The sequence below is a fragment of the Mycobacterium sp. GA-0227b genome, assembly GCF_001499855.1.
Taxonomy (GTDB): Bacteria; Actinomycetota; Actinomycetes; order Mycobacteriales; family Mycobacteriaceae; genus Mycobacterium.
Genome location: NZ_LQIK01000002.1, coordinates 153,574 through 178,585 on the forward strand (window position 1 = coordinate 153,574; position 25,012 = coordinate 178,585).

24 protein-coding genes and 1 tRNA gene are annotated in these 25,012 nt (G+C 66.8%); 14 read left to right on the forward strand and 11 right to left on the reverse strand.

Going from position 1 to position 25,012, the window contains the following annotated elements; genetic code table 11:
* Positions 1-19: 19 nt before the first annotated feature.
* From cydB to AU185_RS25000, 4 genes are all read right to left on the reverse strand, one after another.
* Entirely contained in the window at positions 20-1,060 is a 1,041-nt protein-coding gene (gene cydB, locus AU185_RS03405; RefSeq protein WP_059100190.1) for a cytochrome d ubiquinol oxidase subunit II, read from the reverse strand.
* A 25-nt stretch (positions 1,061-1,085) separates the two neighbouring features.
* Positions 1,086-2,540, reverse strand: coding sequence for a cytochrome ubiquinol oxidase subunit I (locus AU185_RS03410; RefSeq protein WP_059100089.1), 1,455 nt, complete (start codon positions 2,538-2,540; stop codon positions 1,086-1,088).
* Between the two features lie 62 nt (positions 2,541-2,602).
* On the reverse strand, positions 2,603-3,208 hold the full coding sequence (locus AU185_RS03415; protein WP_059100090.1) for an HdeD family acid-resistance protein: 606 nt from the start codon (positions 3,206-3,208) through the stop codon (positions 2,603-2,605).
* 51 nt (positions 3,209-3,259) lie between these two features.
* Positions 3,260-3,433 (reverse strand): hypothetical protein, encoded by a 174-nt coding sequence (locus AU185_RS25000; protein ID WP_156425378.1) that lies wholly within the window; start codon positions 3,431-3,433, stop codon positions 3,260-3,262.
* Positions 3,434-3,650: 217 nt separating this feature from the next.
* On the opposite strand from AU185_RS25000, the gene macS reads away from it, so the two are divergent.
* The 4 genes from macS to AU185_RS03440 are packed head-to-tail and all read left to right on the forward strand — an operon-like array spanning position 3,651 to position 7,822.
* Entirely contained in the window at positions 3,651-4,814 is a 1,164-nt protein-coding gene (gene macS, locus AU185_RS03425; RefSeq protein ID WP_172800204.1) for a MacS family sensor histidine kinase, read from the forward strand.
* Positions 4,787-5,437 carry a response regulator gene (locus AU185_RS03430; RefSeq protein ID WP_059100092.1) on the forward strand — a complete coding sequence of 217 codons (651 nt, stop codon included), beginning with the start codon at positions 4,787-4,789 and terminating at the stop codon, positions 5,435-5,437. The genes macS and AU185_RS03430 overlap by 28 nt, the downstream gene beginning before the upstream one ends.
* Before the next feature lie 43 nt (positions 5,438-5,480).
* Positions 5,481-7,295 (forward strand): DUF2339 domain-containing protein, encoded by a 1,815-nt coding sequence (locus AU185_RS03435; RefSeq protein WP_059156941.1) that lies wholly within the window; start codon positions 5,481-5,483, stop codon positions 7,293-7,295.
* Positions 7,296-7,333: 38 nt separating this feature from the next.
* Positions 7,334-7,822, forward strand: a complete 489-nt coding sequence (locus AU185_RS03440) for a Dps family protein (protein WP_059099386.1) — start codon at positions 7,334-7,336, stop codon at positions 7,820-7,822.
* On the opposite strand, the gene AU185_RS03445 is transcribed toward AU185_RS03440, so the two are convergent.
* On the reverse strand, positions 7,819-8,445 hold the full coding sequence (locus tag AU185_RS03445; protein ID WP_059099385.1) for a TetR/AcrR family transcriptional regulator: 627 nt from the start codon (positions 8,443-8,445) through the stop codon (positions 7,819-7,821). The two genes, AU185_RS03440 and AU185_RS03445, sit on opposite strands and share 4 nt — an antisense overlap.
* Before the next feature lie 29 nt (positions 8,446-8,474).
* Here AU185_RS03445 and AU185_RS03450 point away from each other — a divergent pair, with 29 nt between their 5' ends.
* The gene (locus tag AU185_RS03450; protein ID WP_059099384.1) at positions 8,475-9,305 is read left to right on the forward strand and encodes an alpha/beta fold hydrolase; all 831 of its coding nucleotides are present in this window, start codon (positions 8,475-8,477) and stop codon (positions 9,303-9,305) included.
* Positions 9,302-9,754, forward strand: a complete 453-nt coding sequence (locus AU185_RS03455) for an SRPBCC family protein (protein WP_059099383.1) — start codon at positions 9,302-9,304, stop codon at positions 9,752-9,754. The genes AU185_RS03450 and AU185_RS03455 overlap by 4 nt, the downstream gene beginning before the upstream one ends.
* On the opposite strand, the gene AU185_RS03460 is transcribed toward AU185_RS03455, so the two are convergent.
* Complete coding sequence (locus AU185_RS03460) at positions 9,726-11,030, reverse strand: adenylate/guanylate cyclase domain-containing protein (protein ID WP_059099382.1); 1,305 nt, start codon at positions 11,028-11,030, stop codon at positions 9,726-9,728. The two genes, AU185_RS03455 and AU185_RS03460, sit on opposite strands and share 29 nt — an antisense overlap.
* 28 nt (positions 11,031-11,058) lie before the next feature.
* Positions 11,059-11,135 (reverse strand) — tRNA-Leu (locus AU185_RS03465).
* Positions 11,136-11,230: 95 nt separating this feature from the next.
* Here AU185_RS03465 and AU185_RS03470 point away from each other — a divergent pair.
* From AU185_RS03470 to AU185_RS03495, 6 genes are all read left to right on the forward strand, one after another.
* Positions 11,231-11,863 carry an ANTAR domain-containing response regulator gene (locus AU185_RS03470; protein WP_059099381.1) on the forward strand — a complete coding sequence of 211 codons (633 nt, stop codon included), beginning with the start codon at positions 11,231-11,233 and terminating at the stop codon, positions 11,861-11,863.
* A gap of 155 nt (positions 11,864-12,018) precedes the next feature.
* Entirely contained in the window at positions 12,019-13,245 is a 1,227-nt protein-coding gene (locus AU185_RS03475) for a branched-chain amino acid ABC transporter substrate-binding protein (protein WP_059099380.1), read from the forward strand.
* Between the two features lie 21 nt (positions 13,246-13,266).
* Positions 13,267-14,304, forward strand: a complete 1,038-nt coding sequence (locus AU185_RS03480) for a branched-chain amino acid ABC transporter permease (RefSeq protein ID WP_059099379.1) — start codon at positions 13,267-13,269, stop codon at positions 14,302-14,304.
* The gene (locus tag AU185_RS03485; RefSeq protein WP_059099378.1) at positions 14,301-15,470 is read left to right on the forward strand and encodes a branched-chain amino acid ABC transporter permease; all 1,170 of its coding nucleotides are present in this window, start codon (positions 14,301-14,303) and stop codon (positions 15,468-15,470) included. The genes AU185_RS03480 and AU185_RS03485 overlap by 4 nt, the downstream gene beginning before the upstream one ends.
* On the forward strand, positions 15,467-16,294 hold the full coding sequence (locus AU185_RS03490; RefSeq protein WP_059099377.1) for an ABC transporter ATP-binding protein: 828 nt from the start codon (positions 15,467-15,469) through the stop codon (positions 16,292-16,294). Before AU185_RS03485 ends, AU185_RS03490 begins: the two co-directional genes overlap by 4 nt.
* Positions 16,278-17,033 carry an ABC transporter ATP-binding protein gene (locus AU185_RS03495; protein WP_059099376.1) on the forward strand — a complete coding sequence of 252 codons (756 nt, stop codon included), beginning with the start codon at positions 16,278-16,280 and terminating at the stop codon, positions 17,031-17,033. The genes AU185_RS03490 and AU185_RS03495 overlap by 17 nt, the downstream gene beginning before the upstream one ends.
* 1 nt (position 17,034) lies before the next feature.
* Here the strand turns inward: AU185_RS03495 and AU185_RS03500 are convergent, their stop codons facing one another.
* From AU185_RS03500 to AU185_RS03510, 3 genes are read right to left on the reverse strand one after another with little or no spacing between them, the layout of a single operon-like run.
* Complete coding sequence (locus tag AU185_RS03500; RefSeq protein WP_059099400.1) at positions 17,035-17,721, reverse strand: YwaF family protein; 687 nt, start codon at positions 17,719-17,721, stop codon at positions 17,035-17,037.
* Positions 17,711-18,919: a lipid-transfer protein gene (locus tag AU185_RS03505; RefSeq protein ID WP_059099399.1), complete on the reverse strand. Its 1,209-nt coding sequence runs from the start codon at positions 18,917-18,919 to the stop codon at positions 17,711-17,713. Before AU185_RS03505 ends, AU185_RS03500 begins: the two co-directional genes overlap by 11 nt.
* Positions 18,916-19,353: a Zn-ribbon domain-containing OB-fold protein gene (locus tag AU185_RS03510; RefSeq protein WP_059099375.1), complete on the reverse strand. Its 438-nt coding sequence runs from the start codon at positions 19,351-19,353 to the stop codon at positions 18,916-18,918. The genes AU185_RS03505 and AU185_RS03510 overlap by 4 nt, the downstream gene beginning before the upstream one ends.
* A 189-nt stretch (positions 19,354-19,542) precedes the next feature.
* Here AU185_RS03510 and polA point away from each other — a divergent pair, with 189 nt between their 5' ends.
* Positions 19,543-22,203 carry a DNA polymerase I gene (gene polA / locus AU185_RS03515; RefSeq protein ID WP_082683731.1) on the forward strand — a complete coding sequence of 887 codons (2,661 nt, stop codon included), beginning with the start codon at positions 19,543-19,545 and terminating at the stop codon, positions 22,201-22,203.
* A 1-nt stretch (position 22,204) separates the two neighbouring features.
* Here the strand turns inward: polA and AU185_RS03520 are convergent, their stop codons facing one another.
* Complete coding sequence (locus AU185_RS03520) at positions 22,205-23,368, reverse strand: PrsW family intramembrane metalloprotease (RefSeq protein ID WP_059099373.1); 1,164 nt, start codon at positions 23,366-23,368, stop codon at positions 22,205-22,207.
* A gap of 171 nt (positions 23,369-23,539) precedes the next feature.
* Between AU185_RS03520 and rpsA the strand changes: the two genes are divergently transcribed.
* Positions 23,540-24,985, forward strand: coding sequence for a 30S ribosomal protein S1 (gene rpsA / locus AU185_RS03525; protein WP_059099372.1), 1,446 nt, complete (start codon positions 23,540-23,542; stop codon positions 24,983-24,985).
* Positions 24,986-25,012: the final 27 nt, after the last annotated feature.

Below are 25,012 nucleotides of genomic sequence, written 5' to 3' on the forward strand. Positions count from 1 at the left end.
TCGGAAGCCCGCCACAGGTTCACGGCATCCGCCGGGTCAATCCCACGGGCGCCGGAATGTCCTCGGCGGAGATGCGCTGCCGGAACACCCAGTACGTCCACCCCTGATACAGCAGCACCAGTGGCGCGAACACCAGCGCCGCCCAGCTCATGATCGTCAACGTGTACGGGCTCGAGGACGCATTGTCGACTGTGAGGCTGAAGGCCGGATCGATTGACGACGGCACCAGGTTCGGGTACAGCGTGCCGAAGAACAACACCACCAGCGCCGCGACGACGACCGTCGTGCACGCGAACGCCCACCCCTCTCCGGCGCGGCGCCAGACCCGGCCGATGGCGGCCAGCTGCGCGCATCCGGCGACTAGCAACACGATCCAGGTCCAGCTCTTGCCGTGCGCGAGTTGAGTCCACAATCCGAACGAGGCCAGCACCGCGGTCACGGGCAACGCCAGCGCGTTCGCGAACCGCAGCGCGTCATTCTTCACCGCCCCATCGGTTTTCAGCGCCACGAACACCGCGCCGTGCCACAGGAACAGGCCGGCTGTGGCAAGGCCGCCGAGCAACGTGTAGCCGTTGAGCAGATCGAGGATCCCGGCGTGCATTCGCTTGTCGGCGTCCACCGGAAGCCCGTGCACCAGTGCCGCGAACGCGACGCCCCACAGCACAGCGGGCACCCAGGATCCGACGGCGATCCCGACGTCGGCCCATCTGCGCCAGTCCGCGTCGTCGATCTTGCCGCGCCATTCGATGGCCACCACCCGCAGGATCATCGAGACCAGGATCGCGAGCAGGGGCAGGTACAGCCCCGAGAACATCGTCGCGTACCAGTCGGGGAACGCGGCGAACATCGCACCGCCGGCGGTGATCAGCCAGACCTCGTTGCCGTCCCAGACCGGGCCGATGGTGTTCAGCGCCGCCCGGCGGTGCTTTTCGGGGTTGTCGCGGGCCGCGCGGCCGAACAGTCCCATCAACATGCCGACGCCGAAGTCGAACCCCTCGAGGACGAAGAAACCGAGGAACAGGCCCGCCATCACCACGAACCACCAGTCCTGCAGCGCCATTGCCGCCATTGCCAATCACACCCTCTCAATACGCAAACGACAGCGGTGCCACCTCGTCGTCAGCCGGCGGCAGCGGCGCAGCGGGTTCGGAATCGTGCTCCTGCGGTCCTTCGACGGTGTAGCGGCGGATCAACCAGAACCAGATCACGGCGAGGACCGCGTACACCAAGGTGAAAGCGGCCAACGACAACACGACCATGCCGACCGGATGCCCGGACACCCCGTCGGCGACGGTGAGCCGGATCATCGGGTCTCCGGTCGGATTCGGCACCACCACCCAGGGTTGACGGCCCATCTCGGTGAACACCCAACCGGCGCTGTTGGCCAGGAAGGGGGCAGGCAGCGACAGCAACGCGAATCGGGACATCCAGCGCGCCTGCGGGATTCGCCCGCTGCGCGTGAGCCAGAGCACCGTCAGTGCGAACAGCACCGGGACGGAGAGCAAGCCGATCATGGCGCGGAACGACCAGTACGTCACGAACAGATTGGGCCGGTAGTCGCCGGGGCCGAACTTCTCCACGTACTGCTCTTGAAGCTCCTTGACGCCCTCGAGGCGGACCCCTTCGAATTGACCTTCTGCCAGGAACGGCAGTACGTACGGGACCTCGATGAGATGAACGACGCTGTCGCAGTTGTTGTGCGTGCCGACGGTGAGCACGGAGAAGTCGGGATCGGTTGCGCTGTGGCACAACGATTCCGCGGAGGCCATCTTCATCGGCTGCTGTTCGAACATCAACTTGCCTTGGACGTCGCCGGTGAGAACGAGGCCGGCCGTCGACACCAGCACGACCAGGCAGCCCATGATCGCGGCGGGACGGAACATCGTGTGCGCCTCGGACTGGTTCTCCCGCCGTGCGCGCATCATCCACCACACGCATACGCCCGCGACGAATGTGCCTGCGGTCAGGAACGCCCCGAACACCGCGTGCGCGAACGCCGCAACCGCGGTGTTGTTGGTGAACAGCGCGACGATGCTGGTCAGTTCCGCGCGACCGGTCTCCGGGTTGAAGCGGGCTCCGACGGGATGTTGCATCCACGAGTTCGCGGCGATGATGAAGAAGGCCGACAGGTTCACCGCGAACGCGACCACCCAGATACAGGCGAGATGGACGAGCCGGGGGAGGCGGGTCCACCCGAAGATCCACAGCCCGAGGAACGTCGACTCGAAGAAGAAGGCGGCCAACCCTTCCATCGCCAACGGCGCGCCGAAAACGTCGCCGACGAACCGCGAGTACTCCGACCAGTTCATGCCGAACTGGAATTCCTGCACGATGCCGGTGGCCACGCCTAGGGCGAAGTTGATCAGAAACAGCTTGCCGAAGAAGCGGGTCAGCCGGTACCACGCGGTGTTTCCGGTGATCAGCCAGGCCGTCTGCATGCCCGCGATCAGCGGTGCCAGTCCGATGGTCAGCGGCACGAAGATGAAGTGGTACACGGTGGTGATGCCGAACTGCCACCGCGACACATCGAGCGCGTCCATCTCACCCTCTTTCGTGGCTGTTAATACAGCCTACGACAGGGTGTAGTAGACGTCAGTGTGGGTTAGCTCACCGGCGCTTCCGCCGCAGGTGAGGCGGTGGATCCGCCCGGCGTGTCGAGGTTCTTCGAGGCCTTGCGGATACCGAAGGCCGACACGATCTCGAAGACGCCGATCACGATCAGCGAGATCCCGGCCACCACGGTGAGGATCGCGAGCGACTCGAACGGCGCCGCCAGCATCACCACGCCCGCGATGAGGCTGATCACGCCGACGATGATCTCCCACACACGGCCGGGCAAGGTCGGGTCGCTGATCGCCGATACCGCCGTCGCCACACCGCGGAAGATGAAGCCGACGCCGATCCAGATCGCCAGCAGCAGGATCGATTCCTGCAAACTGCGGAAGCACAGCACGGCAAGGATCAGGGCCGCGGCACCCGAGATGAACAGCAGCACCCGGCCGCCCGCCGAGACATGCAGGCTGAACGCGAAGATCACCTGTGCGATGCCGGCGACCAGCAGGTACGCCCCGAAGAAAATCGCCGCAATGACGATGGTCTTACCCGGCCACAGCCAGACGAGAACGCCGAGTGCAACGGCGAGGATGCCGGAGAGCAGGGTGGTTTTCCAGAGGTGCCGCAGCAAGCTGGGCGGTGCGGTGTTATCCATTGCCGCAGTTTGGCACAACGGAATGGAATCGCCGTTGCATTTCGGTATCGATCAGCTTGCAGTCGCCAGTGGCCGGAATTGCTCGAGGAACACAAAGAAGTCGCGGATCTGCGTGGTGGTGGGCACGAATTGCTCAACGAATCGGTCAGCCGACCCGATCGGGTCGGGTGACATGGCATTAGGAGGTACGTACTCCTTCCACATGCCTTCGAGCACGTCCGCCACGGGAAGGACGTTGGACTCGTCGGTGGTCGGGCCGGGGACCGCAAAGTCGGTTGGCTCGGCTCCAGCGGGAACGGCGAAAAAGCAAAAGCTCGAGGCGGCGGCGCAAGCGGCTAGGAGACATTTCGCGGCACTACGAGTTGGCGCATCCATAATCAATCCTCTTGAGCATTACCAGAAGACGTATCGTAGATATCCGGAAGTCCCGGCCGTCAGTGAAATGGAAATTCGAACGCAGCGTTGCGGAGGCGGTGTCGTGGTGGAAAGCGCCCCGGACCCGGCCGCGCCGCTGTGGCGTGCGGCGCAGGTGTTCCGGGTGTTGAGTTGCCTGTATGCGCTCGGGTTTCAAGTGTCGGTCAACGGCGATCTGGACCGGCCGGGTGTGGCGTGGATTCTGTTCGCCTCCTTGCTCGCGTGGAGCTCCGTCTGCGCGGTCGCCTATCTGCAGGGATTCGGGCGACGTCCGCTGTGGGTGCTGGCCGAAATCGCCGTCGTGGTCGGGCTGATCCTGTCGACCGAAGTGGTCGCGTCGCCCCAGTGGGCGTTCGACAACCAGTCCTGGCCGACGACGCTGTGGGCGACCAACGCCACCATCTCGGCGGCGATCGTCGCCGGCCCGATCGCCGGGATGTTGACCGGGGTGGTGGTGATGATCGCCAGCACCGTCGTCAAGGGCTTCATCAACTACGACCTCGGCCGCAACGCGACGATCGTCATCGAGCTTGCCGTCGGCCTCGCGGTCGGGATGGCCGCGCAGACCGCGCGCCGGGCACACGCCGAGCTGGAGCAGGCGGCGCGGCTGGCGGCAGCGCACCAGGAGCGGGAGCGGTTGTCCCGCCAGGTGCACGACGGCGCGATCCAGGTGCTCGCGCTGGTGTCCCGCCGCGGCCGCGAAATCGGCGGTGCGACAGCTGAACTCGCAGAGCTCGCGGGAGAGCAGGAGCGCGCGTTGCGCCGGCTGGTCAGCTCCGGGGAGAGCGAACCGCGGCTCGGTGCGACGACCGACGTCGGCGCGCTACTGCGCCAACGCGCGTCGGACCGTGTCTCGGTGAGCCTGCCCGCCGAACCGGTGCTCCTCGAAGCGGGCGTCGCCACGGAGTTGTACGCCGCGGCCGCCAACGCGCTCGACAACGTGGCGGCCCACGCCGGGCCCGACGCCCACGCCTACGTGCTGCTCGAGGACCTCGGCGATACGGTCACGGTGAGCATCCGCGACAACGGCACCGGGATCGCCGACGGCCGGCTCGACGAGGCGGTGCGCGAGGGTCGGATCGGAGTGGCGAAATCGATTGTGGGAAGGATGAACTGGCTGGGTGGCAGCGCAAAGCTGACGACCGGGCCGGAAAGCGGGACGGAATGGGAACTGACGGTACCCCGACGGTGATGGTCGTCGACGACCATCCCATCTGGCGCGACGCGGTGGCCCGCGACCTCGACGAGGACGGCTTCACCGTGGTCGCCACCGCCGACGGCGTGGGCTCGGCACGCCGCCGCGCCCTTGCGGTCCAGCCCGACGTCGTGGTGATGGACATGCGGCTCGCCGACGGTGACGGCGCCCAGGCGACCGCCGAGGTGCTCGCCGTTTCGCCGTCGTCGAGGATCCTGGTGCTGTCGGCGTCCGACGAGCGAGACGACGTGCTCGAGGCGGTGAAGGCCGGTGCTACCGGCTATCTGGTGAAGAGCGCTTCGAAGCAGGAACTCGGCGCCGCGGTACGGGCCACCGCCGAGGGCCGGGCCGTCTTCACCCCGGGCCTTGCGGGGTTGGTGCTGGGGGAGTACCGGCGCATCGCGCAGACACCGGGCCCGGAGACGCCGAGCCTGACCGAGCGCGAGACCGAGATTCTGCGCTACGTGGCCAAAGGCTTGACCGCCAAACAGATTGCCGCCCGGCTGTCGCTCAGCCACCGCACCGTCGAGAACCATGTTCAGGCCACATTCCGCAAGCTGCAGGTCGCCAACCGCGTCGAATTGGCCCGTTACGCGATAGAACACGGCCTAGACGAGTAGTCCTACTCATCCGCGAGGCGGTCGCGGCTGTGACGATGACGCCATGACCGAACCGCATCGCGCCGTGATAGCCCGGCTGTCCGCCGACTTCGCGGCCATCTCAGCGCAGTTGGCGCGCGCTTCGACCGATCTGGCCGAACTCGACCGGCTGTTGGCACCGTCGTGGGCACCGCCGCCTCAGCAGGTTCCCCAATACGTTGCGCCCGTTCACTATTCACCGCCATACGTGGCGCCCGTTCACTATTCACCGCCATACGTGGCGCCCGCCCCGCCGCCACGACCGGCGCCGCCCCCGCCTCCGCCGCCCCGAACGCCGCGGGACGACGGATGGATCGGCAAGCTGTTGGCCGTCGCCGGTGTCGCCGTGACGCTGATCGGCGTGGTGTTCCTACTGGTGCTGGCCGCGCAGGCGGGCGTGCTCAGGCCCGAGGTCCGGGTCGCGGCCGGTGTGATTCTGGCCGCGGGACTGGTGATCGCCGCGCGGTGGCTGTACACCCGTCCCGGGGGTCGGGTCGGCGCAATTGCGCTGGCCGCGACTGGTACCGCCGCGGCGTACATGGACGTCATCGCGGTGACGACGATCTATACCTGGCTGTCCGCACCCGCGGCGTTGATCATCGCCTCGGTGATCGGGGGAGGCGGCCTCACGTTGGCGCGTCGGTGGAACTCCGAGCATCTGGGGCTGCTGGTGCTGGTACCGCTGCTGGTGTTGGCGCCGGTGGTGGTCGGCGGTGTCACGCTGCTGCTCGTGGCGTTCATGCTGGCGCTGTCGGCGGCGTCGCTGCCCGTACAGCTCGGCAGGGATTGGCTCTGGCTGCACGCCGCCCGTATCGCGGCGGGCACGCTGCCGCTGCTGGCCGCACTCGTGGGTGTCTATTTCGACGGCGGACGCGATCGGTGGCTGGCCGGTGCGTGCGGTATCGCAGCACTGCTCGCGATCGCCGGCGCGCTCATCCTGCTGCCCCACACCGCGAACAAGCCGGTGATGGCCGTGCTCACCGCCGCGGGTGTACTGCCCGTGCTGTCGGTCGGGCTGGCCGTCGACCGTGTCGTCGCGGCACTGATGGCGGCCGCGCTCGCCGCGGCGCTGTTGGCGATCGTGCTCGTCGGCGAGCAGCTGTCCGGGGTGGACCGCAGCGTGCGCCGGATCTGGGCGGTGCTGTCGGCGGTGTCGGCGCTGATCGGCGTGCTGGTGGCGTTCGACGGCAGGATCGCCGGCCCCGTGCTGCTGGCGACGGCGCTCGTGGTGGCGACGGTTGGTCGCCGCCACGCCACGGCCCGGGCGATCGCCGTGGGCTTTGGGCTGATCGGCGCGGGGTTCTATCTGAGCTACGCCCCGCCGTCAGTACTGATGCGGGGCACCGCAACCAGCGCCGCGGTCGGCATTTCGACGTTGGTCGCCAGCGTTCTGCTCACCGCGTGTGCGGCCGTGCTCGTGTGGGCGTTCCCCCGCCGGAGTTCGGCGGCGTGGGCGGTCTCGGCGGCCGTGGCGGGTTACGCGATCACGATGTTCGCGGTGACCGCCGGCGTGTTGGTCGGCGGCACCGACGGCGGGTTCTTCGCGGGCCACATGGCGGCGACGATCTGCTGGATCGGGCTGGCCGCCGCGTTGTTCGGCTACGCCGCCCGGCTGCCGCGCGCCGACCGCTCCCTGCCGATCGGCGGGGGGCTGGCGCTGGTCGCCGCCGCGACGGCCAAGCTGTTCCTCTTCGACCTGGGCACCTTGGACGGCATCTTCCGGGTGGTGGTGTTCATCGTGGTCGGCCTGGTGCTGCTGGGCATGGGCGCCGGCTACGCGCGGCTGCTGGAGAAGCAGGACCAGCAGCAGAACATGCCCGTGACAGCCGACACACGTTAAACTGGACTCAATCCAGATTAGGAGGCGTTGAAGGAGTCATGAACACCACACGTCGTCTAGAAACAGAAGTCCAGGGATTCCAAGCGTCGCCCGAACTCAGCGCGAGCCTGCAGCGGGTTCTGGTCGACCTGATCGAGCTGCACCTGCAGGGCAAGCAGGCGCACTGGAACGTCGTCGGCACCAACTTCCGCGACCTGCATCTGCAGCTCGACGAACTCGTCGAGTTCGCCCGCGAGGCCAGCGACACGGTCGCCGAACGGATGCGCGCCCTCGATGCCGTACCCGACGGCCGGTCGAACACCGTCACCGCCGACACCACGCTGCCGCAGTTCCCGGCGTACGAGGTGAGCACGCAGGAGGCGGTCGACCTGATCGCGGGCCGGATCTACGCCGCGGTGGGGACCATGCGCGCGGTGCACGACGCGGTCGACGCCGAGGACCCCAGCACCGCCGACATCCTGCATCAGCTGATCGACGGCCTGGAGAAGCTGGCCTGGCTGATCAAGTCGGAGAACCGCAAGGTCTAACCGGGCCGGTCAACCGGTGCGCAGATCACCGCGATCGCGGCATCGATCAGCGCATCCAACTCGAGCCTGCCCGCGCCCGACCTGGCCCGAACCGACAGCGCGTTGAGGGTCGCCGTCGCGATCTGTGCGAGCGCGTCCGGCGCGTGCGGTGAAAGGTCGCCGTCGCGGCCGGCGCGCTCGAATCGTTCGGCGAACGTCGCGGTGAACGCCGCCATCGTCTCCTCGACGATCGCGCGCGCCTGTGCGTCGCCGGTCGCCTCGGTGAGCGCCGTACCGATCAGGAAGCAGCCGCGCGGCCCGCTGTCTCCGGACAGGTAGAAATCGCGGGCGTAGCGGTAGACCGCCCCGAGCGCCTCTCGCAACGGCTGTGGCCGGGCCAGCGCCGCTGTCAGCCAGGCCCGGCTGGCGTCGGCGTAGTCGGCGGCGGCGCGCCGGTAGAGCGCCCGCTTGTCACCGAACGCGGCATAGATGCTCGGCCGGTTCATGCCCATGGCCGCCGCTAGATCGTCCAACGAGGTGCCCGCGTAGCCGGCGCGCCAGAACGTTTCGCGCGCCCGGCGCAAGGCGACTTCGGGATCGTATGCGCGGGGCCGACCGCGGCGACGGGCCGCTGCTCTGGTCACGACGAGAATTTTATACTAGTTTGAACAAAATGAGGTTATCGCACGTCGACCGGGGTTCCGGCGAGCCCGTGCTGCTACTGCACGGCTATCCGCAGAACGCCTCGTGCTGGCGGCATCAGATCCCCACGCTCGCGCAGCAGTACCGGGTCATTGCGCCCGACTGGCCGGGTTTCGGCCGTTCCGAGCCGCCCGGCACGCCGCCGACCTACGACAACGAGGTCGATCGCATCGACGCGGTCGCCGACGCGATCGGTCTCGACCGGTTCAACCTCGTCGCGCATGACTACGGCGGGTTCCTGGGCCTGGGCTACACGCTGCGCCGCCCGGAGCGGGTCCTGCGGCTGGCGTTGCTCAACACCAGGGCGCACAACACCTTCCGGCCGTGGTTCTACCGCTACTCGCTGAGCCAGCGGTGGGCGACGGTCCACGTTCCCGGGCTGGTCCGTCGGCTGCCGCTGCGCCGCCTGCACCACGCGGCGTTGCGGCCGTATCGCGTCATGGGGTGTTTCGACGACGCGCTGGAAGCCGAGTATCTGGGCTGGATGGACACCGCCGCCGGCCGCCAGACATTCGTCGAGTTCTTCCGGCACTACCACGTGCCCGCGATCCCCGAACTCGCGGCGGGCCTCGCCCACATCACCTGCCCGACCGCGGTGATCTGGGGCGACCGCGACCGCTACATCCCGTTCAGCACCGCCCGTCAGCTGGCGGACCGCGTTCCCGGTGCCACGCTGACCCGGCTGACCGGCGCCGACCACTACGTCATGGAGGAGCGCCCCGCCGAGGTGACTGCGGCGATCCTCGAGCTGCTGGCCCGCCCGTGCGTCGTTTCCGGCGATGCGGGTATATCACCGGCGTGACCGTGACACGAGACATCCACGCCTCGCGGCAGCAGGTGTGGGACGTGATGGCCGATGGATGGACGTACTCACAGTGGGTCGTCGGCAACAGCCGGATGCGCGCTGTCGACGCGGACTGGCCGGCGCCCGGCTCGCAGATACGCCATTCGATCGGGGTGTGGCCGCTGCTGCTCGACGACGTGACCGTGGTCGAGAAGAGCGTGCCACTGGAGGAGCTGGTGTTGCACGCGAAGGGCCGGCCGTTCGGCGGGGCGCGAATAGTGTTGCAGCTGAGCGATATTCCCGACGGCTGCCGGGTCGAGATGCAGGAGTTCCCGGTGAGCGGACCCGCCGCGCTCATGCCGAACCGGTTGTCCGATATCGCCGTCTATCCGCGGAACCGGGAAACTTTGTGGCGGCTCGGCGCGCTGGCCGAACGGCTCAAGCCGACTGAGCTCTCTGACGACTGAGCGGTTCGAGTTCCACCGCGTCGCGGACCGCTGAATCGTCGCGCCGACCGACGAGGTACCAGGTCCTCATGACGCCCTTGCCCTTGACGTCGACTTCGCCGCGCGGTTCCAGGACGAATGTGCTTCTCAGCCGTTCGTAGACGTCGTGCGGCACTTGGATGCGGCCCTCGACGTCGGTGGTCTCCATTCGGGATGCGACGTTGACCGCGTCGCCCCACACGTCGTAGAAGAACTTGCGCGCGCCGACGACGCCGGCGACCACCGGTCCGGCGGCCAGCCCGATGCGCAACGGCACCTCGCGGCCGCGCGGGTCGCGCAGGTCGGCCACCGCGTCGGCCATATCGAGCGCAAGACAGGCCAGCGCCTCGAGGTGATCCGGTCTCGGTTGGGGCACTCCGCTGACCACCATGTAGGAATCGCCGCTGGTCTTGACCTTTTCCAAGCCGTGCCGGTCGACCAGCGCGTCGAGGTCGGTGTAGAGGCGGTCCAGGAAGCGCACCAGATCACTGGGCGTGGTGTCGCTGGCCCGCTTGGTGTAGCCGGCGATATCGGCGAACAGGATCGACGCGTCGTCGTATTTGTCGGCGATCACGGCGCGGGTCGGATCCTTCAGCCGCTCGGCAATCGGGACGGGCAGGATATTGGCCAGCAGCCGCTCGGAGCGTTCGTACTCGGCCTCCATCGCCAGCCGGGCCCGGCGTATCTCACGAAGGGCGTACCACAGCGTGGCGATGACGAGAATCCACGCGGTCGCCACGGTGAGGACGAACGAGGTCGTGAATGCCCACGGCGGTTGGATGCCGGTGTCGTTCGGGACGAGGAACTCCAGCAGGATCACCGTCACCGCGCCCACCGCCGACAGCGTCGACGCGAGCAGGATGTGGTCGATGCCCAGGACCAGCACCATGATCGCGGCCGCCACGACGTAATAGAACTGCAGCCCCGAGCCGGTGCCCAGCTGAATGCACTGGACGGTGATCGTCGTGTACGCGACCGTGAAGAACACCAGCGGCGCAACGAGTTCCCCGAACCGGCACATCAACGGGATCAACGCGAAAGCCGCCGCGCTGACGAGGTTGATCACGGGGATCCACCACACCTCGAGGCCGACGAGCAGCCCCTGCAGCCCGAAGAACGCGCTGATCGCGGCGCTGATCATCGCGGTCACGTCGAGCACCCGGCGGTGACGTGCGGCGCTCTCGGCGTGGTGGCGGACGCGGGCCGGCATCCGGCTTTCCAGCGCGACTTCCGGCACACAGACCGGCCGCAGTCTCATCTCCACGTTTAGAGCGTAGCTGCGGCGGTGGTGCCCTCGGTGAGACTCGAACTCACACTGTCACGATTTTGAGTCGTGTGCCTCTGCCAATTGGGCTACGAGGGCCGAACGTCGGTCTGTGTCATGTCGCTGTGCGGCTTACCACCATAGAGGATGCCCCGCAGTCGCTGGACGTGCCTGCTACCGCCACAATGTGTTCCATGGCATCCGCTCCTGGGTCAGCGACCGACGCCGTGAAGGCACGCCGCGTTCTCGTCGCCGAAGACGAAGCGCTCATCCGCATGGACCTGGCCGAGATGCTCCGCGAGGAGGGCTACGAGATCGTCGGTGAGGCCGGCGACGGGCAGGAGGCGGTCGATCTCGCCGAGAGCCTGAAACCCGACCTCGTGATCATGGACGTCAAGATGCCGCGTCGCGACGGCATCGACGCGGCATCGGAGATCGCCAGCAAGCGCATCGCGCCGATCGTCATCCTGACCGCCTTCAGCCAGCGGGAACTGGTCGAACGAGCCAGGGATGCCGGCGCGATGGCCTACCTCGTCAAACCATTCACCATCACCGATCTCATCCCGGCCATCGAGGTGGCGGTGAGCCGGTTCGGGGAGATCTCCGCCCTGGAGCGGGAAGTGGCGACCCTGTCCGACCGGTTGGAGACCCGCAAGCTGGTCGAGCGCGCCAAGGGTTTGCTGCAGGCCAAGCAGGGCATGACCGAGCCCGAGGCGTTCAAGTGGATTCAGCGGGCCGCGATGGACCGGCGCACCACGATGAAACGAGTCGCCGAGGTGGTGCTCGAAACCCTCGACACGCCCGGCGACGCACCGGAGTCAGGCTGACGGGCCGGCCCGGCGGTTCGTAAAAACTTCGTTTCCGGCCGCGCAGACCACGCACCGGCGTCGAGCGTTGGCTATGGTCTTCCCGGAACGTCGCCGCCCTTGCCGAGCCAGGTGGAGGCGCGGAGCCGACTAGAACATTGACCCGGAGGTGAAGCGTGCGCGGTCGCGGAGCACGGAAAGCAATTGCTATCAGCAGCGCTGGTTTGGTCGTGCTCGGCAGCGCAATGACATTGGCGGCCTGCCAGCAATCCCAGCCGAGCGAGGGCGGTGCGGCGCAGACCGACCTGAAAATCGTCGAGCAGGTCCCGATCGACGAGAACGGCGCGGAGATCACTCCGCCGGACACTGCCGCGGCGGCTGACCCGGCTGGCGACGGCAAGGCGCAGTGCCCACCCGTGTCGATCGCGATGGCGGGCGCGCTCAACGGCCCCGACGCCGCGCTGGGCATCAACATCAAGAACGGCATCCAGTTGGCGGTCGACCAGCACAACGCCGCAAACCCGGGCTGCAAGGTGCAACTGAAGGCCTTCGACACCGAGGGCGATCCGCAGAAGGCCAGCCAGACGGCGCCGCAGATCATCAACGATGCGTCGATCATCGGCCTGATCGGTCCCGCGTTCTCAGGGGAAACGATGGCCACCGGAGACGTGTACAACCAGGCCGGCCTGGTTGCCGCCACCGCGTCGGCGACCAATGTCACGCTGTCGCAGAAGGGGTGGAAGACGTTCTTCCGGGGCCTCGGAAATGACGGCCAGCAGGGGCAAGCGGTCGGAAATTATCTGAAGAACTCGCTGGGCCACAAGAAGGTATGCGTGGTCGATGACAGCACCGACTACGGCTTGGGCCTGGCGACCGTGGTCCGAAACACGCTCGGGGCAGTCGCCGACCCGGCGTGCAACATCTCGGTGAAGAAGGGCGACAAGGACTTCTCGGCCGCGGTGACCCAGATCAAGGGCGCCAGCCCTGACTCGGTGTTCTTCAGCGGCTACTACGCCGAGGCCGCGCCGTTCGCCCAGCAGCTCAAAGACGGCGGATACACCGGGACCTTCGTCAGTGCCGACGGCACGAAAGACCCGGAGTTCGTCAAGCAGGCCGGAAACGCGGCAGAGGGCGCGATCCTGTCGTGCCCGTGCACGCCGGCGCCTGCTGAGTTCGCCGAGGAGTACAAGAAGGCGTTCAACGCCGATCCGGGTACCTACAGCGTCGAGGGCTATGACCTGGGCACCATCATGCTGAAGGGCATCGACTCCGGAAAAACCACCCGCCCCGACCTCCTCGAATTCGTCCGGACCTACAACGGTCAGGGGATCGGACGCAAGTACCAGTGGGATCCCAACGGCGAACTGACGTCCACCCTCATCTGGATCTTCAAGGTTCAGTAGGAGACCGATCGAGAGACCGGGATGCCCCCCGAGTGCGTCGACCAGTACACCTGCCTGGCCGCCAACATCAGCTTCAACCTGGACGGGTTGCGAGACGGCTTCTGGCAGTTGACAATCGACGGCCTGTCGTGGGGCGCCATCTATGCCTTGGTGGCGGTCGGCTACACGTTGGTCTACGGCGTGTTGAAGTTGATCAACTTCGCCCACTCCGAAGTCTTCATGTTCGGCATGTTCGGCGCGTATTTCTGCCTCGACATGATCCTCGGTTTCACCCCGAGCGGTAACACCTACGACAAGGGCATCGCGCTGACGGTGCTGTATCTGGGCATCGCGATGCTGTTCGCAATGATGGTGTCCGGCGCCACCGCGATCGGACTGGAGGCGGTCGCATACCGACCGTTGCGCAGACGCAAGGCCGAACGGCTGTCATTTCTGATCACCGCGATCGGAATGTCATTCGTGTTGCAGGAGTTCGTGCACTTCATCCTGCCGAAGATCATCGACGGGTACGGCGGATCCAATGCGCAGCAACCGATCCGGCTCGTCTCGCCCGAAACTCAGTTCACGGTGTTCGGCGCCGCCGTCTCCAACATCACGCTGATCATCGTGGGCGGGGCGCTGGTCCTCGCCCTGATGACGGACATCACCATCAACCGGACGAAGTTCGGACGCGGAATCCGGGCCGTGGCCCAGGATCCCGACACCGCGACGCTGATGGGCGTCTCCCAGGAACGCATCATCATGCTGACGTTCTTGATCGGCGGCCTCCTGGCGGGTGCGGCGGCGCTGCTGTACACGCTGAAGGTGCCGCAGGGCATCATCTACTCCGGCGGCTTCCTGCTCGGCATCAAGGCGTTCTCGGCCGCGGTCCTCGGCGGCATCGGCAACCTGCGCGGTGCGCTGCTGGGCGGGCTGCTGCTGGGCATCATGGAAAACTACGGGCAGGCGGTGTTCGGGACGCAATGGCGTGACGTCGTGGCCTTCGTGTTGCTAGTTCTGGTGCTGTTCTTCCGGCCGACCGGAATACTCGGCGAGAGCCTCGGAAAGGCACGGGCATGAGGGCCAGCGAGAAGGTGTTGGCGCCCGGCGACGCGGTGCGGCGCTGGTGGGACGGCCTTTCGCGGGTGCAGAAGTGGGGCTTCGGCGTGCTCGCCTTCGGCCTGCTCGCACTGTTGCCGCTCTTCCCGCCGCCGTTTTTGAACACGCCGAACATCAGCTTCGGCGGCACCATGGCGCAATTCGCCATGGTCGCCATCATCGCGATCGGCCTCAACGTCGTGGTGGGTCAGGCCGGCCTGCTCGACCTCGGCTACGTCGGCTTCTACGCCGTGGGTGCGTACACCGTCGCGCTGCTCACCAGTCCCAACAGTCCGTGGAACAAGATGGGCGCGACGGGATGGTTCAACGAGGACTGGGCGTGGCTGGCCTGCGTGCCGCTGGCGATGGCCATCACCGCGCTGACCGGACTCATCCTCGGAACGCCGACGCTACGGCTCCGCGGCGACTACCTCGCGATCGTCACGCTGGGTTTCGGCGAGATCATCCGGCTGCTGGCGGACAACCTTTCGGAGGTGACCAACGGCCCGCGCGGCCTCAACGAGGTGGCCTACCCGCGGTTCGGTGAGAGCGAACGCGTCCCGGAAGGCGTGTTCTCCAGCGGTAACTCCGCAGGCGACGCCAATTACGGCACATGGTGGTTCTGGCTGGGCATCGTGCTGATGGTCGGGATCCTGCTGCTTGTCGGCAACCTCGAACGCAGCCGCGTCGGTCGCGCCTGGATCGCGATCCGGGAAGACGAGGACGCCGCGGAAGTCATGGGCGTCAACACTTTCCGATTCAAGTTGTGGGCATTCGTGATCGGCGCGGCGATCGGCGGTCTGTCCGGCGCGCTGTACGCGGGCCAGGTGCAGTTCGTCGCGCCGCCGACGTTCAACATCATCAACTCGATGCTGTTCCTGTGCGCCGTGGTGCTCGGCGGTCAGGGCAACAAGCTCGGCGTGGTGGTGGGTGCGTTCATCATCGTCTACCTGCCGAACCGACTGCTCGGCGTGGAGTTCCTCGGTATCAACCTCGGCGACCTGAAGTACCTGTTCTTCGGGCTGGCGCTGGTGGTTCTGATGATCTTCCGGCCGCAGGGCCTGTTCCCGGCCCGCCAGCAACTTCTCGCCTACGGCAGGGCCGCGCGCGACCTGCTGCGCTCGCCGGAAAAGGAATCGGCGCGATGACGATCGAGGAATTGGCGGGCGTCCACCGCGAGATCCATGCCGCCGAGGGCGAGATCCTCTTGAGGACAACCGATCTCACCGTGAAGTTCGGCGGGTTGACGGCGCTCGACTCGGTGTCGTTCGACATTCGTCGCGGCGAGATCCTCGGCATGATCGGCCCGAACGGCGCCGGTAAGACCACCTGCTTCAACGCGATCACCGGGGTGTACCGCCCGACATCGGGATCGGTCACCTTCGACGGCGCACCACTGGGCCGCGTCAAAAGGCACCAGATCACCCGCCGCGGAATAGCGCGGACCTTCCAGAACATCCGGTTGTGGGGCGAGATGACCGCCCTGGAGAACGTCATGGTTGGCACCGACGCAAGGCACTTCACCTCGGTGCCCGGTGCGCTGGTCAGAACCCCGCGCCACAGGCGCGAGGAGAGGACTGCGATCGAGAGATCGGCTGCACTACTGCATTTCGTAGGCATCGCGGACCGCGGCGAGGAGAAGGCGAAGAACCTGTCCTACGGGGACCAACGACGGCTGGAGATCGCCCGCGCGCTGGCCACCGAACCGAAACTGCTGTGTCTGGACGAGCCGGCGGCCGGATTCAACCCGCGGGAGAAGGCCGCGCTCATCGAGCTGATCCAGAAGATCCGCGACGACGGCTACACCGTGTTGCTGATCGAACACGACATGAGGCTGGTGATGGGCGTGACCGATCGCATCGTGGTCCTGGAGTTCGGTCGCAAGATCGCCGACGGCCTGCCCGGGGAGATCCGCGAGGACCCGAAGGTGATCGCGGCGTACTTGGGGGTGCCCGATGACGCAGTCGAATGAATCGCCAGGGACCGAGCGGCCCGTCATCCTCGAATTACGCGACATCGTCGTGCAGTACGGGAGAATCCGTGCACTGCACGGGATCTCGCTCACGGTTCGCGAAGGTGAACTGGTGACCCTGCTCGGCTCCAACGGAGCCGGCAAGACGACCACCATGCGGGCGATCTCGGGGCTGCTGCCGCTGACCTCGGGTTCGATCTGGTTCGAGGGCGCCGACATCACCAAGGTCAAAGCCCACCAGCGGGTGATCCAGGGGCTGGTGCAGGCGCCCGAGGGACGCGGTGTCTTCCCCGGGATGTCGGTCGTGGAGAACCTCGAGATGGGTTGTTACGGACGCAAGTTCGCCTCACGGTCCGAACATCGGAAGCGTTTGGACTGGGTCCTGGATACGTTTCCGCGGCTCGCCGAACGCCGCAGTCAGGTGGGCGGCACGCTCTCGGGTGGCGAGCAGCAGATGCTGGCCATCGGGCGGGCGCTGATGGCCCGGCCGCGGGTGCTGCTGCTCGACGAGCCGTCCATGGGCCTGGCGCCGATGGTGATCTCCCAGATCTTCCGGATCATCGGCGAGATCAACGCCCAGGGCACCACCGTGCTGCTGGTCGAGCAGAATGCCCAACAGGCGCTGAGCCGTTCGGACCGCGCCTACATTCTGGAGACCGGTGAAGTCACGCGCGAAGGCAATGCCCGAGAGTTGTTGGCCGATGACAGCATTCGCGCCGCCTATCTCGGGGTGGCGTGACTCAGGTCTGCGACCGGCGTGCCACCCACGGCCACGTCATCAACGCCCAAACCGCGGCCACCAGGGTCGCCCCGACGAGGACGTACACCGGCCACGGACCCAGGACATCCAACAGCGATGCGGTGTCCGGTTTGGCGTTCAGGAAGCCGTAATTGGTGCCGGCGACGGCGTTGAAGACCATGGTGACCGCCGCCCAGACGAGCGTGACCAGAATCGCGAATCGCAGGCTTCGCCAATCGGGTCGCATGCCGCGGCCCCATGTGAGGTAGATGGCGGCCCACACCACCAGCAGATGAATCGCGTAGAACGCCAGAAACCGATAGTGCGGAAAGTCGGGTCCACGCAGCACGGGGGAGATCAGCGCCTGCACGCTCAGCACCAGTCCCCAGTAGTAGGTCAGGGCGTACGCCCAATGCCGTTGCGTCCACAGCGCATACGCGGCGACGACGGTTGCCAGGTCGGTGAGTTGCAGCGGCACCGAACCCGCGAGCGTCGGCGGGGTCAAGTTGTAGACCAGGATCGCGGCGTAGATCGCGGCGGTGACCCCACCGAGGATGCGGCCCAGGTGTCTTGCCCGCCGTTCGGTCTGGCGGCGGCCCGACCACACCAGCAGCACGGCGCCGATGACGAACACCGCGATGGCGCCCCAGTAGGAGGGGCCGTACGGCTCGAACTGCCTAGCGAGCAACAATCACCGAGGAGCCGTGGCCGAACAGCCCCTGGTTGGCGGTGACCCCCACCTTGGCACCCTCGACCTGCCGACCGGTCGCCTGGCCCTTGAGCTGCCAGGTCAGCTCGCAGACCTGCGCGATCGCCTGTGCCGGAATGGCTTCGCCGAAGCAGGCCAGTCCGCCGGACGGGTTGACCGGGATCTTTCCGCCGATCGCCGTCGCACCGCTGCGCAGCAGTTGCTCCGCCTCGCCTTTGGCGCACAGGCCGAGATGCTCATACCAGTCGAGTTCCAGCGCCGTGGACAGGTCATAGACCTCGGCCAGGCTCAGGTCCTCGGGACCGATGCCGGCTTCGGAGTAGGCGGCGTCGAGAATCTGGTCTTTGAACACACGCTCCGGCGCATTCACCACCGCGGTGGAATCCGTTGCGATGTCGGGCAGTTCGGGTAGATGCTGCGGGTACTGCGGCGTCACGGTGCTGATCGCTCGCACCGACGGGACGCCGTCGAGCGAGCCGAGATGCTTTTCCGCGAACGACTTGCTCGCCACCACCAGCGCGGCCGCGCCGTCCGACGTCGCGCAGATGTCAAGCAGCCGAAGCGGATCGGACACCACGGGGCTGGCCAGCACGTCGTCGATCGTGGCTTCCTTGCGGTAGCGCGCGTTCGGGTTGTCCAACCCGTGCTTGGCGTTCTTGACCTTCACCGCGGCGAAGTCTTCGAGAGTGGCGCCGTAGAGGTCCATGCGGCGGCGCGCCAGCAGCGCGAAGTACACCGTGTTGGTGGCGCCGATGAGGTGGAAGCGCTGCCAGTCGGGATCGTTGCGACGCTCGCCGCCGACCGGAGCGAAGAACCCCTTCGGGGTGGTATCCGCACCGATCACCAGCGCCACATCGCAGAAGCCCGCGAGGATCTGAGCGCGTGCGCTCTGCAACGCCTGTGAACCGCTGGCGCACGCCGCGTAACTCGACGACACGGGTACGCCATTCCAGCCCAGTTTCTGCGCGAACGTCGCACCCGCCACGAAGCCCGGATAGCCGTTGCGGATCGTGTCGGCGCCCGCGACCAGCTGGATCTGGCGCCAGTCCAAACCCGCCTCGGCCAACGCGGCCCGCGCCGCGACGACGCCGTATTCGGTGAAGTCGCGCCCCCACTTGCCCCACGGGTGCATGCCGGCGCCCAGGATGTACAGCGGTGCCGGAGTTTCAGTACTCATTCCGCCACCTTCCATGCGTGAACGACGCGCTCGACGCCGTCGTCGTCGACGAACAACGGCATCGTGGTCAGCTCCATCTCCATGCCGACCTTCAGGTCCGCGGCCAACGTTCCCTCGACGACCTTGCCCAGCACGATGAGCCCCTCCTCGGCCAGTTCCACCGCGGCAACGGCGAAGGGCTCGAAGGGATCCGGGGTCGGATAAGGCGGCGGGGGAGCGTACCGGTTCTCGGTGTAGCTCCACAGCGTTCCGCGCCGCGACAGTGGCACCTGGGCCAGCTCGTCGCCGTCACACCCCGGGTTCGGACAGTTGTTGGCACGGGGCGGAAACACGTAGGTGCCGCACTGATGGCACTTGCCGCCGATCAGATAGGCCTCACCGGATCCATCGGTGGCGAACCAACCTTCGATCGCGGGTTGAGTGGAAGCTGACACGCGGGTCAGCGTACCGAGTCGCCCGGCGAAACTGAAACGTGTTCCAGTTGAGTGGGACGCGGCGGCAGGTGCGAGCGCCACGGTGGCTCCGTTGTCACCGCCGATGCATAGAGTAGGGCCGTGAGCCCAGCCAGCACCGCCACCGGCAAGAAGACGGCGTCCGAGCACACGGAACAGAAGCCGACACTGATGTTGCTCGACGGCAATTCGCTGGCGTACCGGGCGTTCTACGCGCTGCCTGCCGAGAACTTCAAGACGCAGGGCGGGCTCACCACCAACGCTGTGTACGGCTTCACGGCGATGCTGATCAATCTGTTGCGTGACGAGCAGCCCAGCCACATTGCGGCCGCGTTCGACGTGTCGCGCCAGACGTTCCGCGTCGACAAGTACCCCGAGTACAAGGCCGGCCGGTCCACGACCCCCGACGAGTTCCGCGGCCAGATCGACATCACCAAAGAGGTGCTCGGTGCGCTGGGAATCACCGTGCTCGCCGAACCGGGCTTCGAGGCCGACGACATCATCGCCACGCTGGCCACCCAGGCCGAGCTGGGCGGCTATCGCGTACTGGTGGTCAGCGGCGACCGCGACTCGCTGCAACTGGTCAGCGACGACGTCACGGTGCTGTATCCGCGCAAGGGCGTCAGCGAGCTGACCCGGTTCACCCCGGAGGCGGTGCTGGAGAAGTACGGCCTGACCCCGCAGCAGTATCCGGACTTCGCGGCCCTGCGCGGAGACCCCAGCGACAACCTGCCGGGTATCCCCGGCGTCGGGGAGAAGACGGCGACGAAGTGGATCGCCGAATTCGGCTCGCTGCAGGCGCTGGTCGACAACGTCGACTCCGTGAAGGGCAAGGTGGGCGATGCGTTGCGGGCGAACCTGTCGAGCGTCGTGCTCAACCGGGAACTGACCGACCTGGTGCGCGACGTGGCGCTCCCGCAGACCCCGGACACCCTGCGGATGCAGCCGTGGGACCGCGACCAGATCCACCGGCTCTTCGACGACCTGGAGTTCCGGGTACTGCGCGACCGGCTGTTCGAGACGCTGGCGTCGGCGGACCCCGAGGTGGACCAGGGTTTCGACGTGCGAGGGCGGGCGCTGGAGCCGGGAGAGCTCGCGGCGTGGCTGGCCGAACACAGCTCGGGTAAGAGGTTCGGGATGGCGGTGGTGGGCACGCACCTGGCCTTCGACGCCGACGCGACCGCACTGGCCATCGTCGCCGCGGACGGCGACGGGCGCTACATCGACACCGCCACGCTGAGCGCCGATGACGAGGCCGCGCTGGCGTCCTGGCTGGCCGACCCCGGACCGCCGAAGGCGCTACACGAAGCCAAGCTGGCGATGCACGATCTGCAAGGCCGCGGCTGGAAGCTCGCCGGCGTCACCTCGGACACCGCACTCGCCGCGTACCTCGTCCGTCCTGGGCAGCGCAGCTTTGCGCTCGACGATCTCTCGCTGCGCTACCTGAAGCGCGAACTTCGTGCGGAAACACCTGAGCAGCAACAGCTTTCGCTGTTAGATGACAATGATGGCGTCGACGGCCAGGCCGTGCAGACCGTGATCCTGCGGGCCAGCGCGGTAATGGATCTCGCCGACGCGCTCGACGAGGAGCTCGCCCGTATCGACTCCCTGGCGCTGCTGAACAACATGGAGTTGCCGGTGCAGCGGGTGCTGGCCGAGATGGAGACCGCGGGCATCGCTGTCGACCTCGAGCAACTCGGCCAGTTGCAGAGCGAGTTCGCCGACCAGATTCGCGACGCCGCCGAGGCGGCCTACGCGGTGATCGGCAAGCAGATCAACCTCGGTTCACCGAAGCAGCTGCAGGTGGTGCTGTTCGACGAACTGGAGATGCCCAAGACCAAGCGCACCAAGACCGGCTACACCACGGACGCCGACGCGCTGCAGTCCCTGTTCGACAAGACCGGCCATCCGTTTCTGCAGCATCTGCTCACCCACCGCGACGCGACGCGGTTGAAGGTGACCGTCGACGGGCTGCTGGCCTCCGTGGCCTCCGATGGCCGCATCCACACCACGTTCAACCAGACCATCGCCGCGACGGGGCGCCTGTCGTCGACCGAGCCGAACCTGCAGAACATCCCCATCCGCACCGACGCGGGCCGGCGCATCCGCGACGCATTCGTCGTGGGCAAGGGCTATACGGAGCTGATGACGGCCGACTACAGCCAGATCGAAATGCGCATCATGGCGCATCTGTCGAAGGATGAGGGGCTGATCGAAGCGTTCAACACCGGTGAAGATCTGCACTCGTTCGTCGCGTCGCGGGCGTTCTCGGTGCCGATCGACGAGGTCACCGCGGAGCTGCGGCGCCGCGTCAAGGCGATGTCCTACGGATTGGCGTACGGGCTGAGCGCCTACGGGCTCGCGGCGCAGCTCAAGATCTCCACCGAGGAAGCCAAAGTGCAGATGGAGCAGTACTTCGACCGGTTCGGCGGGGTGCGCGATTACCTGCACAACGTCGTCGACCAGGCCCGCAAGGACGGATACACCTCGACGGTGTTCGGCAGGCGGCGCTACCTACCCGAACTGGACAGCAGCAACCGCAACGTGCGCGAGGCCGCCGAGCGGGCCGCGCTCAACGCACCGATTCAGGGCAGCGCCGCCGACATCATCAAGGTGGCGATGATCAATGTCGACAAGGCGCTGAAGGACTCCGGTCTGGCGTCGCGGATGCTGCTGCAGGTGCACGACGAACTGCTCTTCGAGGTCGCCGAGGGCGAGCGCGACGCCGTGGAGAAGCTGGTACGCGAGCAGATGGGCAACGCCTACCCGCTGGATGTGCCGCTGGAGGTGTCGGTCGGCTACGGCCGCAGCTGGGACGCGGCCGCACACTGAGTCAGCGGCTCGGGGCGCGGTAAGCGGTCAGCCACTGCAGCATCGGAGCGGCCGCTCGTGCCGCGTGTACTGCGTAGGCCTCCTCGGCCTGCAGGGTATAGACGCGCTGGTCGCCGAAGCCGCGGTCAATTCTGTCCCGGACGAACGCCAGCTCGACGACCTGGGCGGCGAACCGCTTGACCGCCTTGCCCGCGGGTCGTCCGCCTTGGCGGGTGGCCAGCGCGACAGCCTGCTTGCGGTGCCGCAACGACCCCAGCCAGGTGGCCTCGTTCGGCGTCACCAGGCCCGCGGCCACCATGCCGGGCAGCTTGGCCGCGACAATGGTCTGCTCGCGGCGGCGGCCCTGCACGCCGAGCACGATCACCAACGCGAAGATCGGGACCATCCAGAACAGGTAGACCGCGAAATACCACCCGATGCCCAGCAGCGACGAGCCGTTCCACAGCCCGTGCATGACGACCGCGGCCAGGTACCCCAAACCGATGTAGCCCGCGCGGGTCAGCGCGTTGCGGTGGTGCAGCGCGAAATACACGCCGATGCCGATGAACGTGGTGAACAGCGAATGCGCGAACGGCGCCATGACCAGTCGCAATGCCGCGGTGAGCAGCGAATCGCCGAGCGATTCGCCGCTGGCGATGTAGAGGATGTCCTCCAACCAGGCGAAACCGGCGCCGACCAGCCCGGCATAGACCAGGCAGTCGGTCAGCGAGTTGAGTTCGTTGCGGCGCCGGCCGGTCATCATGAACAGCAGAAAGGTGCCCTTCGCCGCTTCCTCGATCACCGGCGCGATGACGGCCACCGACACCCAACTGACGTCGTCGGTCTCGCCGGTCACGATCAGAGACTCGAAGAAGAGCCCGAGAAGCACCGACAGCACCACGGCAACCGAGGCGCCCCACAAGAACGCGAAGATCAGCAGCCTCGGCGGCTCCGGCTCGAAGCGGTCCAGCCACACGTAGGCCAGCAGCACGACCACCATGGTCAGGCTCGACAGCACCAGCCCGATACCGGCGCCGACCGGGTTCAGGGCGGTCAGCCCGACGACGATCAGCCCGGCCACGGTGCCGAGCAGGATGAGGACGGCCAGCGGCGCCCCGACCTTTCGCACCTTGCGCTCGAACGGCGGCTGGATCGGCCAGGGCTGGGGCGCACCGGCGTAGGACACGAGAAGTCAGGGTAGCGAGCGCGCAACAGGCGGGGGACCGGGTTTGTCCAGCATGTGCCCAGTCGAGTAACCTCTACCGGTACCTGTCTGTGGTTTTTGCATTCTTCTGCGGCGGGTAACACCAATAAACAACTGTCCCTACGATCAAACCTGTCCGGAGCAACCCACCACATGCCAAGTCCCTCCGTCACCTCGCCGCAAGTAGCCGTCAACGACATCGGCTCGAGCGAGGACTTTCTCGCCGCCATCGACAAGACCATCAAGTACTTCAACGATGGCGACATCGTCGAAGGGACGATCGTCAAGGTTGACCGTGACGAAGTCCTGCTCGACATCGGTTACAAGACCGAAGGCGTCATCCCGTCCCGTGAGCTCTCCATCAAGCACGACGTCGACCCCAACGAGGTCGTTTCCGTGGGCGATGAGGTCGAGGCTCTGGTCCTCACCAAGGAGGACAAGGAAGGCCGCCTGATCCTGTCCAAGAAGCGCGCCCAGTACGAGCGCGCCTGGGGCACCATCGAGGAGCTCAAAGAGAAGGACGAGGCCGTCAAGGGCACCGTCATCGAGGTCGTAAAGGGCGGCCTGATCCTCGACATCGGCCTACGCGGCTTCCTGCCCGCGTCGCTGGTCGAGATGCGCCGCGTCCGCGATCTGCAGCCGTACATCGGCAAGGAGATCGAGGCGAAGATCATCGAGCTGGACAAGAACCGCAACAACGTGGTGCTCTCCCGCCGCGCCTGGCTGGAGCAGACCCAGTCCGAGGTGCGCAGCGAGTTCCTCAACCAGCTGCAGAAGGGCGCCATCCGCAAGGGCGTGGTCAGCAGCATCGTCAACTTCGGCGCGTTCGTCGACCTCGGCGGTGTCGACGGCCTGGTGCACGTCTCCGAGCTGTCCTGGAAGCACATCGACCACCCGTCCGAGGTGGTCCAGGTGGGCGACGAGGTCACCGTCGAGGTGCTCGACGTCGACATGGACCGCGAGCGGGTTTCGTTGTCGCTCAAGGCGACCCAGGAAGACCCGTGGCGGCACTTCGCCCGCACCCACGCGATCGGCCAGATCGTGCCGGGCAAGGTCACCAAGCTGGTGCCGTTCGGCGCGTTCGTCCGCGTCGAGGAGGGCATCGAGGGCCTGGTCCACATTTCCGAGCTCTCCGAGCGCCACGTCGAGGTCCCGGACCAGGTGGTGCAGGTCGGCGACGACGCGATGGTCAAGGTCATCGACATCGATTTGGAGCGGCGCCGCATCTCGCTGAGCCTCAAGCAGGCCAACGAGGACTACACCGAGGAGTTCGACCCGTCGAAGTACGGCATGGCCGACAGCTACGACGAGCAGGGCAACTACATCTTCCCGGAGGGCTTCGACTCCGAGACCAACGAGTGGCTCGAGGGTTTCGAGAAGCAGCGTGAGGAGTGGGAGTCCCGCTACGCGGAGGCCGAGCGCCGGCACAAGATGCACACCGCGCAGATGGAGAAGTTCGCCGCTGCTGAAGCAGACGCAGCGGAGGCGTCCTCATCGTCGAACGGCACGTCGCGTGGCGAGGAGCAGTCGTCGGGTGGATCGCTGGCCAGCGACGCCCAACTCGCGGCGCTGCGGGAGAAGCTCGCAGGCAACGCATAACGCGTTCGGCACCCTGACAGACTGGGG